Source organism: Nonomuraea sp. LPB2021202275-12-8, from assembly GCF_037044575.1.
Lineage (GTDB): Bacteria > Actinomycetota > Actinomycetes > Streptosporangiales > Streptosporangiaceae > Nonomuraea.
Map to the genome: position 1 here is coordinate 1 of NZ_JBAHWD010000041.1, position 22,054 is coordinate 22,054.

Here is a 22,054-nt window from a genome sequence, read left to right on the forward strand (position 1 = left end):
TCCCAACTCCGGCTCTTGTCGAATCGGACTCCCGCGGACATGAACATCCGCGGAACGGAAGTGGTTGGAGGAGGCGCCCTGGCGAGACCGGCGATCAAGCCGCCCTCGCGGGACTGGTGAACTCTATGTACGCCTCCGGGAACCGTCAAATCGACCCACCCGTGCGCTGCGAACCCGCAGGCAGGGGTACGTACCTCCCGTGAATGATCAATCCTTGCCAAGAGCGCTCATCGTCCTGGTAGGGATCTCCGGCGCGGTGGTCGTGCTCTTCGGACTCCGCGAGGTCTCGTCCATCGCCGGGCCGTTCATTCTCGCCCTGGTGCTCGTCATCGCCGTGTCCCCGGTGCGGGCCTGGCTGGCGGCCCGGAGAGCGCCCGTCTGGGTGCAGGTCACGGTGCCGTTCCTGATCCTGGTGCTGGTGCTGCTGGCCATGGCCGGAGTGCTGACGGTGTCGGTGGTGCAGCTCGGCTCGCTCGTGCCCGCCTACACCCGGGAGTTCGAGGCGCTGCTCGTCGACGCCCAGAACTTCGCCGTCAGCCACGGCATCAGCAACGAGCAGATCGACAGGGCACTGGAGAGCTTCGATCCCGAGCGGGTGATCGGGATCGCGCAGAGCCTGCTGGGCGGCGCCATCGGAGTCCTGTCCGGACTGTTCCTCATCGTGATCCTGCTCCTGGCGATGTGCCTGGACGCGCCCAACACGTCCAGGGTTCTCGCCACCAGCGAGAGCAGGAAACCGCGGGTGGTCACCGCTCTGGACGTCTTCGCGCACAAGACCCGGCGCTATCTGATCGTCTCCACCGTCTTCGGGCTGATCAGCGCGGTCCTGGACGTCGTGGCCCTCACGTTGATCGGAGTCCCTCTCCCGCTCCTGTGGGGCGTCCTGGCCGTGATCGCCAACTACATCCCCAACATCGGCTTCGTGCTCAGCCTGCTCCCGCCGGCGACCCTGGCCCTCCTCGACGGAGGCGTACAGGAGATGTTTCTGGTGATCGCCGCCTACAGCGTCATCAACGTCGTCACCCAGTCCTTCATCCTGCCCAAGTTTCTGGGCGACGCCGTGGGCCTGTCGACCACGATGACCTTCATCTCGCTCATCGTCTGGACCTTCGTGCTCGGCCCGCTGGGAGCCATCCTCGCCATCCCCCTCAGCCTGCTGACGAAGGCCCTGCTGATAGACAGCGACCCTGCCGCGAAGTGGGCCGGGGCGCTCGTCTCCAACAGGCCGCCACCCTCGTGACGCAGCTACGCGCCGTGCACCAGGTGGCGCAGGGTGACTCCGCTCAGGCGCTTGACGTCGTGTGACAAGTGCGCCTGGTCGGTGTAGCCCGCCGCCGCCGCGACGTCCGCCGACGCGATGCCCGAGCGGGCCAGCCGCAGGGCCCGCTGGAACCGGACCACGCGCTGCAGGGTCTTCGGCGCGTAGCCGAAAGCGGCCACGGTCCTGCGGTGCAGGTGCCGCTCGCTGAACCCCAGCTCCCGCGCCACCTCCCGCACGGCGCGCCCCGCACGCAGGGCGGTGACGATGGCGGGTGCGGCCGGGTCGGGGGCGGGGATCCGCCCCAGCCGGGCCTCGACCGCCGCCCGCATGGTGTCCAGCGGATCGGCCGGAGACTCCGACGCGAGCACCGCCAGGAGCGGAACGGCGTCGAAGGACGCGAGGGGGACACGCTGGTCTCGCAGGTCGGCGAGCGGGACGCCGAAGAACTCGCCCACGGCTCCCGGTCTGAAGCGGACGCCGGACAGGACTTCTCCGGCGCGGACCCTGCTCGGAACGGGACCGGTGTCGGGGCCGGCGACGAAGGGGCCCTCCGGCCCCCAGATCAGGTCGACGCAGCCGTCGGGAACCACGAGCTGGGTGCGGTCGGACTCGCCGACCCGCCGCCACAGGCAGGCCACGCGCCCGGCCAGTGCCGGATCCGGCGACCACTCCGCATACACACTTCCACGCTACGCCCCGCCCCCGACAGAACTGGCCGGCGGAACCGGCCAGGCGGAACGCCGCAGGTCAGCCCGGCAGGCGACCGTACGCGCGCAGGGTCCTGAGCCGATGCACGGTCAAGTAGCCGCCCCATTCGTGCTCCACGACCGGCGTCCACATGCCCCAGTTGGCCTGCCAGCCGCCCTCCGGCGACTGTGACGCCACCTGCGCGTCCAGGTGGCGGTCGAGCACCTCGTCGTCGAACAGCGGCAGGCGCAGCGGCTCCGGCGCGAAATCCAGCGGGAAGTGCGCGTCCCCGGGCGCGTCCGGGTCGAGCGAGACGTTCGCCAGGATCGCCTCCTTCAGCCGGGAGAACTCGGCCTGTGCCCGCTCCCGGTCCGGGACCAGGTTCAGGAAGGTCACCACGGCCCGTGCCTCGTACGGGCCGGTCTTGTCGATCGCCGCGATGGCGGTCCAGCAGAAGTCCGTGGCGGGTCCGAGCCAGGGGTGCTCGACGCCGTGCTTGTGCAGCAGGCCCGCGATGGAGGCCGTCGGGACGAGGCTGCCCGGCGGGTCGTCGGCGGTCTCCCACCAGGGCGCTCTCGGGGTGTCACGGACGCTGGGCAGGACGAACGGCACGCCGCCGTCCGCGGTCGTGACGCCCGCGAGATAGTCGCAGGCGGCGGTCACCATGGGGCCGGAAAGGGCGTCGAGCTCGTCCAGGATCCAGAACGCCACCTCGACCGGCTCCGGCTGGCTGCCCGTCCCGCGCAGGTCGGGTTCGAGCGCGTTGCCGAACCCTCCGTCGGGGTTCTGGTAGCAGCGGAGCAGGTCGAGGACCCGGTCACGCGAGCCGCCGGCGAACAGCGCCTCGAACCTGAGCCTGTCGATCAGCCGCGCGTGCAACTGCAGGTATTGGTGTGCTCGGTGAAGAACGTCCATGCGCACGACGGTACGCGGGTGCCCGCGCCGTCCTCTTGTAAGAATCGGACGTGTACGACGCGGGCACCTCGCTGCCGGGTCACGTCGCGGCCAGCGCCTCCGTGGGAGACATACGCGCGGCCCGCACGGCCGGATAGAAGCCGGCGATGCCACCGATGACGAGAGTGGCCAGCACGCCGCCGGCCATCGCCCACACGGGGACGATCGCGGGCCAGCCCTGGAAACTCGCGTACGCGGCCGTGACGCCGATGCCGAGCGCCACCCCGCCGATGCCCCCGATGGCCGACAGCAGCAGCGACTCGGCCAGGAACTGCAGCCTGATCTGGCCCCGGGTGGCGCCGAGCGAGCGGCGCAGGCCGATCTCGGCCCGCCGTTCCAGCACCGAGATCACCATGGTGTTGGCCACGCCGACGCCGCCGACCAGCAGGGCGACGCCGCCGAGGCCGAGCAGGAGCGCGTTGAGCGTGGCATCGGTGGCCTGCTTGGCGGACAGCACGTCCGACGGCCTGGAGACCTCGACCTCGTTGGCCGCCTCCGGGTTGGCGGTGGCGGCGAGCACGTCACGGACCGCGATCACCGACTCCTCCTCCGCCCTGGTGTAGACGGTCGTGGGGTAGCCGTCGAAGCCGAGCCGTTCCTCGGCGACGGGCCAGCCGACCAGGGCGGCGGTGTCGAGCTCCGGGGCGAGCGGCACCGGGGCGAGCACGCCGACGACGGTGAACCACCGCTCGCCCAGCCAGACACGCTGCTCGGGGCCGGCCCGCACGACGCCGAGCCGGTCGGCGGCCTTGGCGCCGAGCACTACGGCTGGATAGCGGTGGGTGGCCCCGTTCAGCCAGGCGCCGCTGGCGACCTGCGCGCCCACGTCCCGCGGCAGGTCGAGCCGGGCGGCCAGGACCGCGATGCTGCCGGATTCGGCTTCGGGGATGTGGTCGTTGCGGTAGACCTTCGCCGAGGTGGCCCCGGTCGCGGTGACCGCGGTGACCGGGGCGATCTGGCCGATCATCCCTTCGGCCTCGCTGGGCAGGTGCGAGTCCTCGCCGAAGAGGGTGTGGCCGGGCGCGACGGTGAGCAGGTTGGTGCCGAGCGCTTCGAGCTGCCGGTTCAGGTCCTCCTGGCTGGAGGCGGAGATGCCGACCACGCCGAGCATGGCGGCGATGCCGATGGCGATGCCGAGCGCCGACAGGAACACCCGCAGCGGCCTGGCACGCAGGCCCGAGCCGCCGGCCCTGACGACGTCGCGGGGCCGCATCCGGGCGCTTTCCAGGACGGTCACAGCCGCGCCCCTTCCACTACCCGGCCGTCGAGCATCTCCACCTGCCGGGACAGGGAGGCGGCGATGTCGCGGTCGTGGGTGATGATGACGACGGTGGTGCCGGCGGTGTTGAGCTCGCGCAGCAGGTCCATCACGCCGGCTCCGGATCGGGAGTCGAGGTTCCCGGTCGGCTCGTCGGCCAGCAGCAGGTGCGGATCGCCGACGACGGCTCGGGCGATCGCCACCCGCTGCCGCTCGCCCCCGGACAGCTCGTGGGGGCGGTGGTCGAGCCGGTGCCCGAGGCCGACCCGTTCCAGCGCAGCGGCGGCGCGTTCGCGCCGCTCGCGCAGTGCCGGCCCGGCATACAGCAGGCCGTCGGCCACGTTGTCCAGCGCCGGCACTCCCGCGGCCAGGTGGAACTGCTGGAAGACGAAGCCGATGACGTTCGCGCGCAGGGCGGAGAGCTGTTTGTCGCTGAGCGAGCTCACGTCGTGCCCGGCGATGCGTACGGTGCCGCCGGACGGGCGGTCCAGGGTGCCGATCATGTTCAGCATGGTCGACTTGCCGGAGCCGGAGGGGCCCACGATGCCGACGAGCTCGCCGTACCTGATGGTCATGGAGGCGCCGCGCAGCGCGGCGACGTCTCCGTACTCCTTGCTCACGTCCCGGAGCTCGACGATCACTTGGGCACCGCCACGGTCGTGCCTTCGTCGAGGCCGGTGATCTCGACCTGGCCGTCGGCGAACATGCCGGTCTCGACCGCGGCGTAGCCGGTGGTGCCGCCCTGGACGACCTGCACTCCGTAGCCGCCTTCGGCCAGGGCGAGCAGTGCGCCGACGGGCACGGCGAGCACGTCCTCGCGCCGCTGGGAGACGACGGTGACGTCCACGGGGGCCGCGTCGAAGGACTTCTTCACGCCGCTCACCGAGATCCTGACCTCGACCGTGGTGGCGGTCTCCTCGCCTGCGCCGGTCTCGGTCGCGACCTTGCCGACGCCGGTGACCTTGCCCTTCACCTCGGTGCCGTCGGGCAGCTCGACCGTGGCGTTCATGCCCTTGCGCACGAGGTGGCCGTCGGCCACGTCGAGGTCGACGAGCACCTGGCGGGTGGTGCCGGTCGCGGTCAGGACCGGGCCGGTGGCCGAGGCGCCGAGCGTGGTCTTGAGTTCGGCGACCCGGATCTGCCCGTCGGCCACGACCACGTCGGCCGGCTGCACCTTGCCGGTGACGTCCAGGCCGAGGTCCTCCTGCCAGTCCTCGACGGCCTCTCTGGTTGCCCAGGTGTAGGCCTCGTCGACGTCGAAACCGGTGTAGCCGAGCTTGGCCAGGTTCCGCTCCAGGAGTTCGACGTCCTTGCCCTCGACGCCGTCCTGGAGGGTGCGGTAGAGCGGCATGCCGCCGTACAGCAGGGGGCGGCGGTCGGCGTCGACGCTGTAGACGGCCTTGCCTCTGGTGATGGTGGCGCCTTCGGCGGGCAGCCAGGTGATCGTGCCCTGGGCCTTGGCGGAGACGGTGACCGTCTGGCCGTAGCCGAGGGTGCCGTCGACGGTCTTCGTCTCGATGAGCGTCGTCCTGGTCACCTTGGCGGTGGCCGGGGGCGTGCGGGTGGCGGTGGCGGTGCCCGAGCCGCCGCCCCCGAAGCCCACCGCGGCGGCCGCCACGGCGGCGGCGAGCAGGGCTGCGCCGCCCGTCCACGCGGCCAGGCGCAGGGGCCGGCGTCTGCGTGGCGGCAGGGCCCGGCCCTGGAGCGTGCTCTCCTCCTTCAGCTGGGTCACTTCTTCCCACCTCTTCCGGGCATCTTGTCCTCGCACGCCTTGAGGGCCTCCTGCAGCTTGGGGTCGTCGCGCCGCACGGCGCTCTTGCCCCCGATCTTCAGTGCGCCGTTCGGTTCGGGGTCGGGCATGTCGATGCCGTTGTCCCGCATGCACTGGGCGAACTGGCGCATCTTCTCCTGGTCCTCCGGGCTGGCCGGCCCGCGGTCCTTGAACGGGGCGAGGGACTGGCAGGCCTTCATCGCCTTCTCGACCTTGTCCTTGTCGGCCGGTCCCTTGCTCATGATCCGGACGTTGCCCTCGGGGCCGGGGTCCGGCATGTCGACGCCGTTGTCCCGCATGCACCGGGCGAACTTCCTGCCCTGTTCCTCCGGGTCCACGGTGCCGGTGGGCGAGGCGGACGCGGTCGGCGCGTTCGAGGTCTTCGCCACCGAGGCGACGCCGGTGGCGCTCGGCTGGGCTCCGCACGCCGCGACCGTGACGAACGTCGCGGCGGCCAGCAGGATTCGTTTCATGCTCCGACTGTGGCCAGCCCCGATCAGAGCGAGCTGGGAGCCGCCTAGGAGCCGGGTAGGAGTACGCGGAAGGTCGCTCCGTTGCCGGGCTCGGTGTCGAGCTCGACCTTGCCGCCGTGGGCGTGCACGATGGCGGCCACGATCGCCAGGCCGAGCCCGGCGCCGCCGACGCTTCTGGACCTGCCGGGGCTGACCCGGTAGAGGCGGTCGAAGATGTACGGGACGTGCTCCGGCGACAGGCCCGGCCCGGTGTCGGCCACCTCCAGCACGGCCAGGCCCGCCCGCCTGCCCACCCTGACCGTGACGGCGGCGTCCGGCGGGGTGTGCGCGAGCGCGTTGCCGACGAGGTTGGCGGCGACCTGGCGCAGGCGGGCCTCGTCGCCCACGACCGAGACGGGGACGAGTGTGTCTTCGAGGCCGGAGAGCCGCACCTGCCGGTCGGGGACGCGGACGCGAGCGTCGCGGATCGAATCGGCGGCCACCTCCAGCAGGTCGACCGCCTGGCGGTCCAGGGGGCGCTCCTCGTCGAGCTGGGCCAGCGTCATCAGGTCGTTGACCAGGACGCCCATCCTGGCGGCCTCGTCCTCGATCCGGCCCATCATCTCGCCGGTGTCGCCGCCGCCCCTGCGGTAGAGCTCGGCGAAGCCGCGTACGGAGGTGAGCGGGGTGCGCAGCTCGTGGGAGGCGTCGGCCAGGAAGCGCCGCATCCGTGACTCGGAGGCGGTCCTGGCGGCGATCTCCGACTCGACGCGGTCGAGCATGACGTTCATCGCCGCGCCCAGGCGTCCCGCCTCGGTGTGCCGGTCGGGTGCGGGCACGCGGCTGGCGAAGTCACCTCTGGCGATGTGACCCGCCGTACGCTCCATCCGGGTCAGCGGGCGCAGGCCGAGCCGTACCACGGCGTCGGCCGCCAGCCCGAGCAGGAGCAGCATCAGCAGGCTCACCGAGGTGGCGATGGCGACGTTCGAGTTCTGGGTCTGCTCGACCTCGGCCAGCGACTGCGCGAACATCCACGTGGCGCCGTCGACGGCGGGCACGGCGAGGACACGCCAGGAAGGTCCCTCGGAGCCGGGGACGGTGTACGGGGTCCCGTAGCGGACGTCGTCGAGCACCGGACCGGGTCCGTCCGGCCTCGGGACGGCGCTGACGACGCTGCCGTCCGGCCCGAAGACGTAGATCCTGATCACGGAGGCGATGCGCTTCTCCAGCACGCCGCCCATCGCCCCGGGCTCCGGAGGGTCGGGGCGGATCGCCATGACCCGCTGCTTGGTCACCTTCGTCAGGCTCGTCAGCTGGTCGTCCACCCGCTGGATCATGTTGTCGCGCAGCAGCGCGATGCCGAACACGTTGGCCAGGGTCAGCGCGAGCGTGGTGAGCCCGAGTATGGCCATGACCAGGCGGGTGCGCAGCGTCCAGGTGGCGGGCCTCAACGCGGGATCCTGAGCGTGTAGCCGACGCCGCGCACGGTGTGGATGAGCTGCGGCTCCCACTTGTCGATCTTCTTGCGTAGGTAGTAGACGTACGACTCGACGATGCTGGAGTCGCCGTCGAAGTCGTAGCGCCAGACGCTGTCGAGGATCTGCGCCTTGCTGACCACCCGTCCGGCGTTCGTCAGCAGGTACGCGAGCAGGTTGAACTCGGTCGGCGACAGGTCTACGGGCACGCCGCCGCGGCGCACCTCGTGCGCCGCCTCGTCCAGCTCCAGGTCGGCGTAGCGCATGACGTCCTCGCGCCGGCCTCCGCCGTGGCTGCGCCGCAGGATGGCGCGGATGCGCAGCACCACCTCTTCCAGGCTGAACGGCTTGGCCACGTAGTCGTCGGCGCCGAGCGACAGCCCCTGCACGCGGTCCTCGACGGCGTCGCGGGCCGTCAGGAAGAGCACCGGGACGCGCTCGCCGAGCCGCTTGGCCACCTCGAACCCGTCGATGTCGTCGAGCATGACGTCGAGCACCACGATGTCGGGGGCGAACTCCCTGGCGGCCGACACCGCCTCCGCCCCGGTCTCGGCGGTCCTGACCTCGAAAGAGACCAGTCGCAGGGTCTGCGAGAGCAGGGCGCGGATGTTGGGCTCGTCGTCGACGACGAGCACCCTGGCCGGTCGGTCCATGCCTCAAGGATTACCTAGCCACCTCAAGGCCAGCTCAAAGCGCTTTTAATCGGTTGCCGCCGCCGGACGTCTGCGCCTAGCGTCGGCGGCATGTGTTCCTGCTTCTACGCGGTACGCATCCGTCACGGCCGGCCTCTGGCCCGCCTGCGGACGCGATGACATCCGGATGACCGTCTGAGCTAGTCCGCGGCGCGCCCGGGGCCTTCGAGATCTCCATCGACTCGAGGACCCGGAAGGGCAGCTGTGGCGCAGAACTTCGCGCACGGAAACTATTCACACACCCAGAAGAAGGCCGGCGGTCGCACGCCCAAGGACAGGGCCAGGCGCGTCCTGTCGCAGAACTTCCTGGCCGACGGCCATGCCGTGGAGCTGGTGGTCAAGGCCGCCCGCCCTGAAGGGCTGGTGCTGGAGCCCGGTGCGGGCCAGGGGGTGCTCACCAGGGCGCTGGCCGAGGCCGGGGCCCACGTCACCGGCTACGAGATCGACCCGCGCCTGGCCGGCCGGCTGGCGTCCATGACCCGCGACGATCCCCGGATCGACGTGGTGCGGGGCGACTTCACCACCGCCCGGCCGCCGCGCGAGCCGTTCGCGGTGGTGGGCAACATCCCCTACTCGATCACGTCGAAGATCGTGAGCTGGTGCCTGCGGGCGCCGTCTCTCACCTCGGCGACCCTGCTCACGCAGCTCGAGTACGCCCGCAAGAGGTCGGGCGACTACGGGCGCTGGAGCCTGGTCACCGTGGAGTCCTGGCCGTGGTTCCGCTGGCGGCTCGGCGACAGGATCGGCAGGCACAGCTTCCGGCCGGTCCCGTCGGTCGACTCGGCGATCCTGCGCGTCGAGCGCAGGCCGGAGCCGCTGATCCGGTCCGGGCGGCACTATCAGCAGCTGGTCGAGCTGGGGTTCAGCGGAGTGGGCGGGTCGCTGCGCGCCTCGCTGTGGACCCGCTACGACGGAGTGGACGCGGCGCTGGCGGCAGCGGGCGTCGCTCGCGACACGGTGGTCGGCCACGTGCATCCCGACCAGTGGATCACGGTGTTCGATCGGCTACACCACTGAGTTGAGGCGCGCCGGGCCCGTCGGGTTGACCGGCTCGGCGAGCTCCGGCACCCGCGGGTCGCGCCGCTCCCACGGCATCGCCAGGAACAGCACCGGCAGCAGCACGATCGAGGCCCGCGACCAGTAGGTGTGCTGCAGGAACCAGCCGGTCTGGTCGTACTGGGTCATGTAGACGTAGCCGTAGGCCGCCCAGAAGGAGGTGCCCAGGATCGCCGGCCAGGCGAACCTGGTGGGCCGGGCGATCAGGAACGGCATGAACCACAGCAGATACTGGGCGCCCAGCCGCGGCGTGACCACCATGAAGATCAGCAGGATGGCGAGGGTCATGTCGATCGGGTCGGCCCGCCGCCAGATCAGCACGGCCAGCACCACGCAGACGTAGATCAGGTTGGTGCCGAACGTGGCCAGCTCCGGCCGCAGATCCCAGTTGCCCTCGGTGAACCAGGGAGTCCAGCCCCACTCGCCGACGATCGGCCTGATGTCCTGGATGACCCGGATGACCTCGGGGATCTGGTCGAGCGCGGTGCCGGCGAAGACGGGCAGCGTCACCAGGAAGAACAGCGGCACCGCGCCCGTCACGAACAGCGCCACGATCCTGGCCCGCAGGTGCGGCAGGAGCAGCAGGAAGCCGGGGATCAGCCAGATCGGCCAGCTCTTGGCGCACAACGCCAGGCCCATGAGCAGCCCGGCCAGCGCGGCCCGCTTGAAGTCGGCCCGGTCGCCGGGCACCGGCTTGAGTGCCTGGAGCAGCAGGGCGAGCGCCCGTGCCGGGAGTGCCCGCCAGCCGTGGGCGGCCAGGCCCTGACGCGCCTTGGCGACGAAGTCCGTCGTGATGCCCGCCCGCTCCGGCGAGCCGGGACCGCGGGCGACGACGAACGCGGCCACGCCGAACACCAGCGCCACCGGCTCGACCTGGCCGTGGATGGAGGCGACCAGCAGGGCCAGCGGGCTGAGGGCGTACTGGAAGGCGCGCAGCGACGCCTTCGGGCCGCCTGCGAGCTTGGCGACCAGCGGGATCAGCACGATGTCGGCGACCACGGTGACCAGCCGGCCGGAGTACTCCCAGGGGATGCCGAGCCACAGCAGGATCCCGTACACGTAGGGGATCGTCGGCAGGAAGTGCCAGCCGCCCTCGCTGGCCAGGACCGGGTCCTCGCCGCGCAGCACGGCCTCACCCGCGGGCTTGAAACTGTGGATGAAGTCGACCGGCTGCCAGGCGTCGTCCGCCGCGGTGAAGAGCAGCAGCACGCGCACCGCGATGCCCACGAGGACGGCTACGTACAGCGGGGGTCGCCAGTCGCGCCACTGGGCGATCAGAGCGAGTGCGACACCGGTGACGAGGACTATCCCCGTGAGGACTGCGTATTCCATGGCGGCATCTAGATTGCCGTACGGGAATGAGTGCCGCCACTTGGGCTGCCGATTCTTATCTCGACATGCGGGGTCGTAACGCGCCAGAACATGACCGTCTGTGCTGAACTCTTCGCATGGGGGGATCGCAAGTCAACCAGGCGCTGGTCAGGCTCTACTTCGAGGTGCGTGAGGGAATGCGCGACCCGGTAGCCGCCTGGGCGAAACTCACAGCCAACTCGGAGGTGTACCGCCAGGCGCGGGGTGGCCGGCGGGTCCCCCTCGACGACGGCACAGCGGCCGAGCTGGCCGCCGCCGCGATCGTGCACACCGCGGCCGAGCACGGCGCGGACCAGGTGGCCGCGCTGGCGACCTCGCCGCTGGCCGGGCTGGTCGGCGGGATGGGCGGCGCGGTGCTGACCGAGCAGTCCAGCGCGTCCGAGCAGGTGCTCGGCCCGCGCTTCCGCGGGCCGCGGACCGAGGACTGGGCTCAGGCGGCCTACGTGCTGCTGTGGGGCGAGAACAACCGGACCGTACGGGCTCCCGGCACGCCGTGGGTGATCGCCGGGCGTTACAAGGGTCAGAAGGTGGTGGCGATCGGGCCGCATCCGACACGGCTGTCGGACGAGACGCTCGTGGTGCGTCCCGGCGCCGACGGCGCGCTCGCCATGGCGGTCGGGCACGTGCTGCTGAAGGAGTTCTACCTGGACAGGCCCGCCTTCGCCGGGCACGCGATGGAGTGGACCGATCTGCCGTTCCTGGTGCGGCTGCACGATCGCGCCGGCGCGCTGGTGCCCGGCGGGCTGCACGGGGCGGCCGCGGACCGGCTCAGCATGTACGGCGCCGACGGCTGCGAGGAGGCCGAGGTGCTGCTGCCGCGCTTCGACGACGGGCCCGGCGTGCTGCGCCGTGGCGTGCCGGCGATCCGTGACGGCGAGCACCTGGTGACGACCGTCTTCGACCTGCTGCTCGCGGCGTACGGGGTGGCCAGGCCGGGGCTGCCTGGCCGCTGGCCGACCGGCTACGACGACCGGGCCGAGCCGTACACGCCCGCCTGGCAGGAGGCGTACACGGGGGTCGCGGCGTCACGGACGCTGAAGATCGCGCGGGAGCTGGGCGTGACGGCCGAGAAGACCGGCGGGCGCTGCATGGTCGTGCCGGGGTGGCTGGACACGCCGCACGCCGACACCGCCTACCGGGCGATGCTGGCGCTGCTGGTGCTGACCGGCTGCCGCCAGGGATGGGCGCAGGCGTCGGCCGGATCGGACATCCCGCTGGTGCCGTACCTGTGCCTGCACGCCTGCGGCGAGGACCGCTCCGACGTGGGCGCGCTGAGCTGGGCGCTCGGCGAGGGGCTGTTCGAGCACCGGACGTCGCGGTCGGTGCTGCTGGAGGCGGTGCGTGGCGGGCTGCCGATGGCGCCGCCGCCCAGGGTGCTGGCGCTGCCGAGGTGGATCTACCCGCTGCCGCCCGAGGTGGACCTGCTCATCGGGCCCGACGACCGGTGCGACCTGGCCCCGCCGGACGCGCACCTGGTCGCCGACGCGGTCGCCAAGCTGTCGGCCGCGCACGTCGAGCCGGCCTTCGCCGAGCCCGAGCCGGGCGAGCGGCGGATGCGGATGCTGATCGACCACGCCTGGATGCACGAGTACGGCGAGGCGCTGCCGGTCTACCGGCCGCCGGGCGTCGGCATCCCGCTGAAGCCCACCCAGCTCGTGCGGGTGCCGTGAGGCCCGGGGCGGCGACGCCACCGCCCCGGGCCGCTCACCGCTAGAAGCCCGCGGTGATCCTGGTGAACTCCCACTCGGCCTGTGCGATGCCGCTGCAGTGGGAGACCACTCCGCCGCCGGGGCAGGGACGGTCACGGTTGACGCCCCAGTAGGCGAGCCTGGTCAGGCCCCTGGCCTTGGCCCAGTCGCGGATCTGCGTCCACGTCTGCGGGGTGGTCAGCTCCTGCTGGTCGGAAAGTCCGTTCATGCCGGAGATGCCCATGCGCGCGTACGCCTGCGCGTCCGACCAGCCGTACGCGTTCTTGAGGGCGTTCTTCAGGCCCTCGGCGGCGTTGACGGTGTCGGTGTAGATGTTGGAGCTACCGAAGTCGAACGGCATGATGGTGAAGTTGTCGATCGGCACGCCGAGCGCCCTGGCCTGGTTGATCAGCCGGACGCCGTGCGCGTTCGGGCCCGTGGTGGAGGTGCCGAAGGTGACGACGACCTTGACGTTCGGGTTGTTCTGCTTGACGATCTTGAGGCCGTTCAGGATCCGATCCTGGACGGTGTAGTTCTCGAACTCGTCGTAGTTCTCGATGTCGAAGTCCACCACTGCCGGGCCGACGGCGTTGATGACCTGCTGCACCGCGCCGGCGAAGGCGGCCGGACCGGAGCAGTTCGGGCCGAGCTTGTTGCCCTGCCAGCCGCCGAACGAGATCTGCACGCTGCCGCCCTTGGACTTGATCGTGTTGATCGCCTGGGCGTCGGCGCCGCCGGTCAGCGGGCGCTGGCCGTCCCACGCCGGGTTGCAGCCGCCGCTGGACAGGATGAACGCCATGGTGAACGACCTGACGCCGGTGGCGTCCATGACGGGCCCGGGGTTGGGCGGGCTTCCCCAGCCCATCCAGAGGTAGGGCGCGCCCGGCATCCTGGACGGGTTCGGGTCCGGGCCGGGGCCGCTGCCCGAGGTGGCGGCGGTGACGGAGTTGCTGACTCCCGACAGGTTGCCGGCGGCGTCGCGGGCCCGGGCCGTGTAGGTGTAGGCGGTGCCGGCGGCCCGGCCGGTGTCGGTGTAGGAGGTGCCGGGGACGGTGGTCACCAGGGCCGAGCCTCTGTAGACGTTGTAGCCGGTGACGCCCACGTTGTCGGTGGAGGCGTTCCAGGCCAGCGAGACGCTGCTGGAGGTGACGCCGGTCGAGCGGAGGTTGCCGGGCACCGTGGGGGCGCTGGTGTCTCCGCCGCCTCCGCCGCCGGCCACCTTCCACAGGGCCGGGACGACCGACGGCTCCCAGCCGGGCTGGGAGGTGTGGCTCTGGAGGCACTCGTAGTCGACGCCGTTGTGGGTGACGCGGGTGCCGGCCGTGTAGGAGGTCCACGCCGTCCACGCCGGGTAGGCGGCGCTCACCGTGCCGTGGGCGGCCGGCGCGACGGTGGCGAGCCCGGAGCCGGCCAGGGCGAAGGAGGCGAGCAAGGCAAGGAACATTCGACGTAATTTCATGACATTCCCTGGAGGTGCGGCTTGATGGTCCGGGAGAAGTTCCAGTTGTTGCTGGCGTCCCAGTTGATGGACCACGTCATCGCGCCCCGGATGTCCGGGTAGGCGCGCGGTGGCACGAAGGTCCCGCAGCGGGTCCGCTTGGCCAGGCAGTCCAGCGCCTGGGTGACGAGTGCGGGCGTGACGACTCCGCCGCCCGCGGCCCCCGGCCCGGCAGGCAGGCCCAGGGCCACCTGGTCGGGACGCAGGCCGTTCTCCAGCTGGATGCAGGCCAGCGCGGTCATGAAGTCGACCGTTCCCTGCGAGTAGGCCCACGTCCGGTCGCAGCCGAGCATGGAGCCGGAGTTGTAGAACTGCATGTGGACGACGGTGAGGATGTCCTTGATGCTCAGCGCGAGCTTGAAGTACTCCATCTGCGTCGACTGCATGTCGATGGTCTGGGGCGCCATCGTGATGATCAGGCCGGCGCCCGCCTTGGCGCGCAGCGATCTGAGCGCCTGGGCCATGTAGGTGGCGTTGAGCCCGTTCTCCAGGTCGATGTCCACGCCGTCGAAGCCGTAGCTCCGCATCAGCGCGTGCACCGTGTCGGCGAACCTGGTGGCGGCGGCGCTGTCCGCCACCTGCACCCGCCCGGCCTCGCCGCCGACCGACAGGATGACCTTCTTGCCGCGGGCGTGCAGGGCCTGCACGTCGGCCCTGAACTGGGCGTCGGTGTAGCCGCCGAGCGCGCTCGCCAGGCCCGGGTCGACCCCGAAGACGACCTCGCCAGGCGTCCCGGTGGCCTCGCCGAACGCGATCGCCACCAGGTCGTACTCGGCGGGCACCGCCGAAAGCCTCAGCTCGGTCGCGGCGTTGACGAAGTTGTGCCAGTAGCCGGTGAGGAAGTGCTTGGGCAGCTGCCCGCCGGGCTCGCCGGGGTCGCAGCCGGTGGTGGTCGCCGTGACCGGGTCGCCGGCCGGTGACTCCCCCACCGCGTTGTAGGCCCGGACCGTGTAGGTGTGGGTCTCGCAGGCGCCGAGCCCGGCGATGGTCGCGCCGGTCGTGCTGACCGTGGCCTTGACAACCGAGCCCTCGTAGACCCGATAGCCCGTGACGGTGCCACCGGCGGCGCCCCACGACAGCGCGATGGCGCCGCTCGAGGGATCGGCCGTCGCCGGCCCCGGCTTGCCGGGGACGCCGGGGCCAGGGTCGGAGCCGCCTCCGCAGGACGCTCCGTTGAGCGTGCAGTTGGAGATGCCGGGGAAGTTGCCCGGACTGCCGTTGAAGCCGAAGCTCGCGCTGGCTCCGGGTGCGAGCGGGCTCGCCCAGCCGGGGTTGGTGAAGGTGTACTGCTGGCCGTTCCTGGACAGGACGGCGTCCCACGCGGAGGGGATCGTGAAACCGGACGGGATGTCGAACCGGACGTTCCAGCCGGTCATCGGGGTGGACGTGGCGTTGGTGACGGTGACCTTGCCTTCGAAGCCGGTGCCCCAGTCGCTGACCTTGACGAAGGTCGCGGTGGCGGAGGCGGCCTGAGCGGGGAGCGCGATGAGGCTGAGGGCGAGGGTCGCGAGCGTTACTAAGATCACGCGAACTTTCACATTTCATCCTTTGCTGGGCGCGCCGTACGGCTTGCGCCTGGGGGGCGGAGCGCAAGCCGCACGGCACGGCCCGCGGAGGCGACGCGGGCGCTGGGGGGTCAGCAGAGATCTGTTAGGAAAGTTTCCTAAGAGTTGTCGCGATCGTAGCCTTGACACCCAGGGCTTACAAGGCCCAATAACGCCGGGACGCTTTCACCCGCGCGAGCCCGCCTCCAGTGCCCCGCCGTACGACGACGGCGGGGCACGAGTCGTTACGGCTGCTGGGTGATACGGACGTCGTCGACCCCGGCCTCGACCAGCGAGGCGCCGGAAGCGTCGGCTGCGTCGACGAGGATGCGCACCGTCTGCCCCGCGAAGGAGCTCAGGTTCGCCGTGGCCACGCTCCACGCGCCGTTGCGGTTGGACGCCGCGCCCGGCTGCTGGAAGACGGTGGTCGTGGTGGCGCCCACCACCCTGACCCTGAAGTAGTCCGCGCTGGAGGCGTTGGAGCCGTGCGCGAGGTACCACGACAGCGACAGGCTGAGGTTGCCGGAGGCGGGCAGCGTGATGGGCGGCGACTGGATCGAGGTGATGCCGCCGTCGATGTCGTACGCGCCGGCCGCGCTGCCCGCCAGCCTGCCGGTCACCAGGTCGTTGACGCCGCTGACCGTGGTGCCGAGCTGCTTGGCGCCCGACGAGGTGGTGGCCGCGGGATCGCCGCGCTCCCACTGCCCGAGCGTGGCCGTGTCGGTGCCGTTCGGGTTGACCGTCCAGCCGGTGGCGGTCTCGAAGGTGTCGGAGTAGACGGTCACCGGCGGCGTGCCCGTGCCGCAGTACTGGGACTCCTTGCCGATGGCCCGGTAGACGCAGTCGGAGTATTCGAGGAAGCGGAGCACGGCCTCCCTGTTACGGGTCGTCTGCGGCACGATCTGCTCGTCCGGCGGGTAGAAGCCCGGGTTGGAGCCCACCGGATACATCTCGAAGGTGTAGCTGAAGATCTTGTAGGCGCCCCACATCCAGTCGTCGATGGTGCCGTCGGTGATGTACAGGTCACTGGCCTGCTCAGGGGTGTAGCCGTTGGTGGAGGCCATGTTCTGCCCCAGCGTGGCGTGCGCGTCCCGGTCGTCCTGCGTCAGGCCGGGCGCGGTGTCGTTGAACGTGAACCCGTACGGCCAAAGGATCAGCTGACCGTAGGTGTGCCAGTCGATGTGCGCCTTGAGCTGCTGCACGCCGCCGACGACGCGGCTTCGCACCCAGTTCGCGGCGGCACTGACCTCCGGCGCCGACTCGGCGGACGGGCCCCGGTAGGTCTCACTGGACGTCGTGCCCGACGAGCCGCCGCAGCAGCCCCAGTTGTAGGCCCAGTTGCGATTCAGGTCCGTGCCGACGGCCGACGAGCCGCTGTTCGGCTGCCTGTTCTTCCGCCAGGACCGGTAGCTGCCGGTGGCGATGTCGTACTCGCCGCCGTCGGGGTTGAGGTCAGGCATGATCCAGATCTCCCTGGAGTTCACCAGGTTCGTGATCCGGGAGTCGGTACCGTGGCCGTCGGTGAGCAGGTCCATGATGTACAGGGCCATCTCGACGGTGAGGTGCTCGCGGGCGTGCTGGTGCGCGGTGAAGAGCACCTCCGTCTCCGCCTCGTCCGCCCCCACGTTGTCGCTGATCTTGACTCCGATCAGCGGCCTGCCCTCGTGTGAGGCGCCGTACGTGAACTTACTGGCGATCGCCGGATGATCGGCGACCAGGTCGTCCACGTACGCGGTCATCTCCGCGTAGTTGTGATAGCCCGAGTCCGATGGCGGGAAGTCAGCTGCCGCGACACCGGACGGGGGCAACGGGCGCGGGACCTCCACCACCCGGTAGCCGAGCTTCCTGATCGCGGAGACCTCGGCTTCCGTGGCGGTGATCAGGACCGAGTCCTGAGTCACCTCGTCGATGGCGGCACCGGTCGAGGCGACCGCACTGCGTTCCTGCGCGTTCGCCGGGCCCTGCACGCGATACTGCTTGTTCGCCGGCGGCTCCGCGCTGGCCCCCGCCCCGGTCATGCCGGTCAGGCAGATCAATCCCAGGACGGCGAGCAGGATGACTAATCGGCGTTTCACCATGTCCTCCCAGACGCGCGGGCTCGGTGTTGACGCGCGCCTGAACTGAGAGTGAAGACGCGAGCGGGCCTCGGAAAGACCCAAATATTCGGCTACTCCGTCAGGGGCCAGCCCTGATGCATCGAGCAGGGGTTGGGCTCGCGATACCGTGATATGTCATCACGTTTCATCTGGAGCGAGCCGGCATGTTCTTCGGGATCACCGACATCTGGACCTACGTCATCGGTGCCTTCTTCATCATTCTCCTGCCAGGGCCCAACTCCCTGTACGTCCTGGCCCTCTCCGCTCAGCGCGGGGTGCGGCAGGGGTATCGGGCCGCCGCGGGGGTGTTCGTCGGCGACACCGTGCTGATGGCGCTGGCCGCCGCTGGGGCCGCGTCCCTGCTGCAGTCGTCACTGCTGCTGTTCTCGATCGTGAAGTACGCGGGTGCGGCGTACCTCGCCTGGATCGGGTTCCAGATGTTGCGCGGCGCCTGGCGGGCGTGGCGGGAGCGGCCCGACGGCGAGATCGGCGAGATCGGCGAGGCGGCCGCCGCGCCGGTGGCCGATTCCGGCAGGGCTCCGCGGCCCTTCCGGAAGGCGCTGGGGATCAGCCTGCTCAACCCGAAGGCGATCCTCTTCTTCGTCTCGTTCTTCGTCCAGTTCGTGGACCCGGGCTACGGCACGCCGGCGCTGTCGTTCCTCATTCTTGGGGCGATCATCCAGGTCTTCAGCCTCCTGTACCTGACGGCGCTGATCTTCGGCGGGAGTTTCCTGGCCTCCCAGTTCCGGACGCGCAGACGGCTCGGCGCCGGGCTCACCTCGGGGGTGGGAGTGCTGTTCCTGGGGTTCGGGGCGAAGCTGGCCACCACATCGCTGGGCTGACGGAAAAGTTATAGCGGCCTCGACGTGGGCGAACGCCGCCGCCCGGCGGAGGGGCGCCGGCGGAACGTGTCAAAAGAGGCAGTCACCATCCAGAGGGTCAGGTACGGTAAGCCACCGGTAAGCGACCGGCAACTACCCGATGCGATCGTCATAGGCGTCAGGGTGGCCGCCAGGTGACATCGAGCGGCCCATCTGGCAAGCCTGCCAGCCCGAAGCCCGGGTAGTGCCCGGCCGATGGCCTAACTGCGGAGCAAGCCTTGAATCATCCTCCTGTGACCCTGCCCAGACTCACCGCCCTGGCTCGCCAGGCGGCGCCCCGGTTGCTCGAAGCCGTGGTGGCGCCGATGGCGGTGTTCTATCTCGCGATGGTGGTGCTGGGGCTCCAGTGGGCGCTCATCCTGACCTGCTCCTGGGTGTACGTCGGGGTGGCCTGGCGGTTGATCAGGGGTATTCCGGTGCCGGCGACGATGCTGCTGGCCGCGGCGGCGATCACGCTGCGGACGATCGTGGGCCTGTGGACGGGGACCTGGATGTGGTACTTCATCCAGCCGGAGCTCGGCACGATCTGCATCAGCATGGCCTTCCTCGCCTCGGTCCGGCTCAACAGGCCGCTCGTGCAGAAGCTCACCCTCGACTACATCCATCTGCCGAACGCGGTGCTCAAGCACGAGCGGGTGCGCAGGTTCTTCGCCAGGATCACGCTGCTGTGGGCGTTCGTGCTGCTGGCCAACTCGACGCTGAGCATCGCGCTGGCCGTGTACGAGTCGCTCGCCGGGACGCTCGGCGGATACATGGTGCTGCGTACGTCAGCGGTGGCCCTGATAAGCGGCCTGGCGATCGCCGTGTCCATCTTCGCTTTCAAGCGGGTCCTGCGCAGGCTGCACGTCGCGCACGGCTGAGCGCTCGGTGAGCAGGAACGCTCCACACATCGCCATCACGAGCCCGGTCAGCAGGCCGAACAGCTCCACGAGACTCGGCCCGCCGGAGGGGCCCCTGCTGAGCGGCCCGGCGGTGAGCGTGACGATCATCGCGTAGAGGCCCCATCCGAACATGACGCCCGAGCCGAGCCAGCCCACGACCAGCGGCCGCCAGAACGGGACGCGCCCGCGGGCCCGCACCAGCACCACGAGCGCCAGCCCGGCGGCGATGGTCAGCAGTCCCTTGAACCCCTCCTGCAGCGCGGCGACCGGCGACATCGTCGCGGCCACTTCCGGGGGCAGCCCGGCCGTGCCGCCCGCCGCCCAGTAGAGGCGGGCGCCGCCGAGCAGCGCGGTGACGAGCAGCGCTCCCCGGGCGACGACGGTCTGAAAGGATCGCGTCGGCGAGTCCGGACCGGAGCCGGTGGCGGTGGTGAAGACCGCCGGCCAGCGGTCACGGGCGTAGAGGACGAACGCCACCATGAGGCCGACGCCCTGCCCGATGAACCCCCCGTAGACGGCGCCGTACACCCACGGCTCGATCGGGCCGCCGGTGTCGAACAGGGACAGGCCCTCCAGCAGCACGCCGAGCGGCGCCATGACCATGATCACTAACAGCAGCCCGGTGCCGACCCAGAGGGGCAGCAGCACCGCCCAGGCCGGTAGGCGCATCCCCCAGCGCATGGTGAACGCCAGCGCCAGCACGAGCGCGACCGCGTCCATGCCGAACGTCATCGCGTTCATCGCGACCATCACCGAGCCGGTCATGAGGTCGGGGTCGCTGACCCCGATCGAGCTTCCGGTCAGCCAGAGCACCTTGAGAGTGAGGTAGGGCAGCATGGCGGCGATGGCCACGATCGCCGCGGTGATTCGGCCGATTCCGGCCTTCTGATCGTCCATGCTCCGAGCCTGCTCCCGCCGGCGCGGCGTGGCCTCCCGCGTCGAGGGGATCCGTCTCCCCCGCCCGGGGGAGCCTCAGGGCAGGTCGACGGCCAGCTCGAACCCGTCCGCGACGGGCCCCGCCCGCAGCGTGCCGCCTTCGAGCCGTACCCGCTCCTTGAGGCCTGCCAGCCCGAGGCCGCCGGTCAGCGCCACCGGCCGGGAGCGCGCGGCGGGCCCGTTGGCGACGGCGACGCGGTGCGGCGAGACGGTGACGGCGACCTCGGCGCCGGGCGCGTGCTTGGCCGCGTTGGTGAGCCCTTCCTGCACCACGGCGTGCGCCAGGCCCGGCACCGGCCCCGCCAGGTTCACCACGATCGTCATGCCGGAGGCGCGGGCCCGGTCGACCAGCGCGGTCACGTCCTCGTGCACCGGCAGCAGCGGGGCGGCGTCGGCGTCGTCGCGGAGCACGCCGATGATCTGGCGCAGCCGCTCGGTGGCGTCCGCCGCGGCCTCCCGCAGCTCGCCGGCCGCCTTGACCTGCGCGGGCTCCAGGGTGGGCGCCAGCTCCAGTCCGGCGGCCCGGACCGCGATGAGGGCCAGGTCGTGGCCGAGCGAGTCGTGCATGTCCCTGGCGATCCTGGCCCGCTCGCGCAGCCTCGCCTGTGCCTCGGCCGAGTGCCTCGCCTGCTCCCGCTGCAGCAGCAGCCTCCTGCGGAGCACGCCCAGCAGGTACGGCACCGCGTAGGTGCCCACGAGACCGGTGATCATGGTGGTCCACAGGGCGACCGTGCCGCCTTCCGACAGCACCAGGCGCACTCCGATGAGCGAGGTCAAGCAGGCCAGCACCAGGACCGGCCAGAGCTTGCGCGACCTCCGCCCGGACAGGTAGGCGTACCAGATCACGAACGGCGTGGTCACCGGGAAGGGGAAGATCTTCACCTCGGCGGCGGGCGGGGAGAGCCAGGTCAGGTCGGAGGTGGCGAGGCCCTCGCTGAAGTCCCACGGACCGAGTGGCAGCAGCAACGCCACCGCCGCCAGCGGCCACTCCCTGCCGACGAACACGGCCAGCCCGGCCAGCGCGACGCGGGGCACGGTGACCCACGCGAAGGCGGCCGGGTCATCGAGCGGATCGGGACCGATGGCGGACACCGCTATGGACAGCAGGACCCACAGCAGCACGTCCTTGACCACCTGGCGGCGGTTCTCGCGGCGCGGACGTCTCACGTACACGACGGTATAGGCCCCGCCCGGCACCCCGGAGCGGCCGAACGTCGATCACCGACCCTGACGAAAGTCGGGGTGGGGCACGCTCCCCCGCCGGGGTAGTGCTGGCTCCACCGCAAAGGCGGATATCTGCACTCCTGTGCTGGGCGTCGCCGGCCGCTTTGATCGAAGGGTGGCAGATGGGAGTCGTAGGCCCCCTGACGAAAGTCGGGGGTGCCGCGTGCCGATCGACCGATGTGCCATGACCTGCGGGGTTCGAAGCTGGAGACGGTACGGGCCCTGACCCCGCTAGGGGGAGGGTCCGCGTTCGACCGGGGAAATCCCCGATGTCTCGTGGCACCTCTCGCCGACAGGCTGTGAGGGCGCCCCAACGATCGGAGTACACG

The 22,054-nt window shown here is 70.9% G+C and carries 19 protein-coding genes; 5 read left to right on the forward strand and 14 right to left on the reverse strand.

Going from position 1 to position 22,054, the window contains the following annotated elements:
- The first annotated feature begins 214 nt into the window (after positions 1 to 214).
- Positions 215 to 1,240: an AI-2E family transporter gene (locus V5E28_RS42255; RefSeq protein WP_336215604.1), complete on the forward strand. Its 1,026-nt coding sequence runs from the start codon at positions 215 to 217 to the stop codon at positions 1,238 to 1,240.
- 5 nt (positions 1,241 to 1,245) lie between these two features.
- Here V5E28_RS42255 and V5E28_RS42260 read toward each other — a convergent pair whose 3' ends face one another.
- The 8 genes from V5E28_RS42260 to V5E28_RS42295 all read right to left on the reverse strand — a co-directional run bounded on the left by V5E28_RS42260 (position 1,246) and on the right by V5E28_RS42295 (position 8,511).
- Positions 1,246 to 1,941 carry a DUF6597 domain-containing transcriptional factor gene (locus V5E28_RS42260; protein WP_336215606.1) on the reverse strand — a complete coding sequence of 232 codons (696 nt, stop codon included), beginning with the start codon at positions 1,939 to 1,941 and terminating at the stop codon, positions 1,246 to 1,248.
- Between the two features lie 67 nt (positions 1,942 to 2,008).
- The gene (locus tag V5E28_RS42265) at positions 2,009 to 2,863 is read right to left on the reverse strand and encodes a hypothetical protein (RefSeq protein ID WP_336215607.1); all 855 of its coding nucleotides are present in this window, start codon (positions 2,861 to 2,863) and stop codon (positions 2,009 to 2,011) included.
- 79 nt (positions 2,864 to 2,942) lie between these two features.
- On the reverse strand, positions 2,943 to 4,139 hold the full coding sequence (locus tag V5E28_RS42270; protein ID WP_336215608.1) for an ABC transporter permease: 1,197 nt from the start codon (positions 4,137 to 4,139) through the stop codon (positions 2,943 to 2,945).
- On the reverse strand, positions 4,136 to 4,798 hold the full coding sequence (locus V5E28_RS42275) for an ABC transporter ATP-binding protein (protein WP_336215694.1): 663 nt from the start codon (positions 4,796 to 4,798) through the stop codon (positions 4,136 to 4,138). Before V5E28_RS42275 ends, V5E28_RS42270 begins: the two co-directional genes overlap by 4 nt.
- Positions 4,798 to 5,892, reverse strand: coding sequence for a peptidoglycan-binding protein (locus tag V5E28_RS42280; RefSeq protein ID WP_336215610.1), 1,095 nt, complete (start codon positions 5,890 to 5,892; stop codon positions 4,798 to 4,800). The genes V5E28_RS42275 and V5E28_RS42280 overlap by 1 nt, the downstream gene beginning before the upstream one ends.
- Positions 5,889 to 6,404, reverse strand: coding sequence for a hypothetical protein (locus V5E28_RS42285; protein ID WP_336215611.1), 516 nt, complete (start codon positions 6,402 to 6,404; stop codon positions 5,889 to 5,891). The genes V5E28_RS42280 and V5E28_RS42285 overlap by 4 nt, the downstream gene beginning before the upstream one ends.
- Before the next feature lie 44 nt (positions 6,405 to 6,448).
- Positions 6,449 to 7,834, reverse strand: a complete 1,386-nt coding sequence (locus tag V5E28_RS42290; RefSeq protein WP_336215612.1) for a sensor histidine kinase — start codon at positions 7,832 to 7,834, stop codon at positions 6,449 to 6,451.
- Complete coding sequence (locus V5E28_RS42295) at positions 7,831 to 8,511, reverse strand: response regulator transcription factor (RefSeq protein WP_336215614.1); 681 nt, start codon at positions 8,509 to 8,511, stop codon at positions 7,831 to 7,833. Before V5E28_RS42295 ends, V5E28_RS42290 begins: the two co-directional genes overlap by 4 nt.
- Before the next feature lie 243 nt (positions 8,512 to 8,754).
- Here V5E28_RS42295 and erm point away from each other — a divergent pair, with 243 nt between their 5' ends.
- Positions 8,755 to 9,567: an ErmE/ErmH/ErmO/ErmR family 23S rRNA (adenine(2058)-N(6))-methyltransferase gene (gene erm, locus V5E28_RS42300; RefSeq protein WP_336215615.1), complete on the forward strand. Its 813-nt coding sequence runs from the start codon at positions 8,755 to 8,757 to the stop codon at positions 9,565 to 9,567.
- Here the strand turns inward: erm and V5E28_RS42305 are convergent.
- Positions 9,556 to 10,938 (reverse strand): hypothetical protein, encoded by a 1,383-nt coding sequence (locus V5E28_RS42305; RefSeq protein ID WP_336215616.1) that lies wholly within the window; start codon positions 10,936 to 10,938, stop codon positions 9,556 to 9,558. The two genes, erm and V5E28_RS42305, sit on opposite strands and share 12 nt — an antisense overlap.
- A 116-nt stretch (positions 10,939 to 11,054) precedes the next feature.
- Between V5E28_RS42305 and V5E28_RS42310 the strand changes: the two genes are divergently transcribed.
- Positions 11,055 to 12,647, forward strand: coding sequence for a molybdopterin-dependent oxidoreductase (locus V5E28_RS42310; RefSeq protein WP_336215618.1), 1,593 nt, complete (start codon positions 11,055 to 11,057; stop codon positions 12,645 to 12,647).
- Between the two features lie 40 nt (positions 12,648 to 12,687).
- Here the strand turns inward: V5E28_RS42310 and V5E28_RS42315 are convergent, their stop codons facing one another.
- The 3 genes from V5E28_RS42315 to V5E28_RS42325 form a co-directional block, all read right to left on the reverse strand.
- Positions 12,688 to 14,124 carry a carbohydrate-binding protein gene (locus V5E28_RS42315; protein WP_336215619.1) on the reverse strand — a complete coding sequence of 479 codons (1,437 nt, stop codon included), beginning with the start codon at positions 14,122 to 14,124 and terminating at the stop codon, positions 12,688 to 12,690.
- A complete protein-coding gene (locus tag V5E28_RS42320; protein WP_336215621.1) occupies positions 14,121 to 15,701 on the reverse strand; it encodes a chitinase in 1,581 nt (526 codons plus the stop codon). The genes V5E28_RS42315 and V5E28_RS42320 overlap by 4 nt, the downstream gene beginning before the upstream one ends.
- Positions 15,702 to 15,952: 251 nt before the next feature.
- Positions 15,953 to 17,782, reverse strand: coding sequence for a M14 family zinc carboxypeptidase (locus V5E28_RS42325; protein WP_336215623.1), 1,830 nt, complete (start codon positions 17,780 to 17,782; stop codon positions 15,953 to 15,955).
- A gap of 185 nt (positions 17,783 to 17,967) precedes the next feature.
- Here V5E28_RS42325 and leuE point away from each other — a divergent pair, with 185 nt between their 5' ends.
- Both leuE and V5E28_RS42335 read left to right on the forward strand, forming a co-directional pair.
- Positions 17,968 to 18,645: a leucine efflux protein LeuE gene (gene leuE, locus V5E28_RS42330; protein WP_336215625.1), complete on the forward strand. Its 678-nt coding sequence runs from the start codon at positions 17,968 to 17,970 to the stop codon at positions 18,643 to 18,645.
- A gap of 272 nt (positions 18,646 to 18,917) precedes the next feature.
- Complete coding sequence (locus V5E28_RS42335; RefSeq protein ID WP_336215627.1) at positions 18,918 to 19,544, forward strand: VC0807 family protein; 627 nt, start codon at positions 18,918 to 18,920, stop codon at positions 19,542 to 19,544.
- Here the strand turns inward: V5E28_RS42335 and V5E28_RS42340 are convergent.
- Both V5E28_RS42340 and V5E28_RS42345 read right to left on the reverse strand, forming a co-directional pair.
- Positions 19,452 to 20,462, reverse strand: a complete 1,011-nt coding sequence (locus V5E28_RS42340; RefSeq protein ID WP_336215629.1) for a hypothetical protein — start codon at positions 20,460 to 20,462, stop codon at positions 19,452 to 19,454. The two genes, V5E28_RS42335 and V5E28_RS42340, sit on opposite strands and share 93 nt — an antisense overlap.
- A gap of 75 nt (positions 20,463 to 20,537) precedes the next feature.
- Positions 20,538 to 21,668, reverse strand: a complete 1,131-nt coding sequence (locus tag V5E28_RS42345) for a sensor histidine kinase (RefSeq protein WP_336215631.1) — start codon at positions 21,666 to 21,668, stop codon at positions 20,538 to 20,540.
- Positions 21,669 to 22,054 lie beyond the last annotated feature (386 nt).

Coding starts and splice junctions, on each gene's coding strand:
- V5E28_RS42265 (WP_336215607.1), bottom strand. CDS start 2,863: ATGGACGTTCTTCACCGAGCACACCAATACCTGCAGTTGCACGCGCGG.
- V5E28_RS42285 (WP_336215611.1), bottom strand. CDS start 6,404: ATGAAACGAATCCTGCTGGCCGCCGCGACGTTCGTCACGGTCGCGGCG.
- V5E28_RS42295 (WP_336215614.1), bottom strand. CDS start 8,511: ATGGACCGACCGGCCAGGGTGCTCGTCGTCGACGACGAGCCCAACATC.
- V5E28_RS42305 (WP_336215616.1), bottom strand. CDS start 10,938: ATGGAATACGCAGTCCTCACGGGGATAGTCCTCGTCACCGGTGTCGCA.
- V5E28_RS42310 (WP_336215618.1), top strand. CDS start 11,055: ATGGGGGGATCGCAAGTCAACCAGGCGCTGGTCAGGCTCTACTTCGAG.
- V5E28_RS42315 (WP_336215619.1), bottom strand. CDS start 14,124: ATGAAATTACGTCGAATGTTCCTTGCCTTGCTCGCCTCCTTCGCCCTG.
- leuE (WP_336215625.1), top strand. CDS start 17,968: ATGTTCTTCGGGATCACCGACATCTGGACCTACGTCATCGGTGCCTTC.
- V5E28_RS42340 (WP_336215629.1), bottom strand. CDS start 20,462: ATGGACGATCAGAAGGCCGGAATCGGCCGAATCACCGCGGCGATCGTG.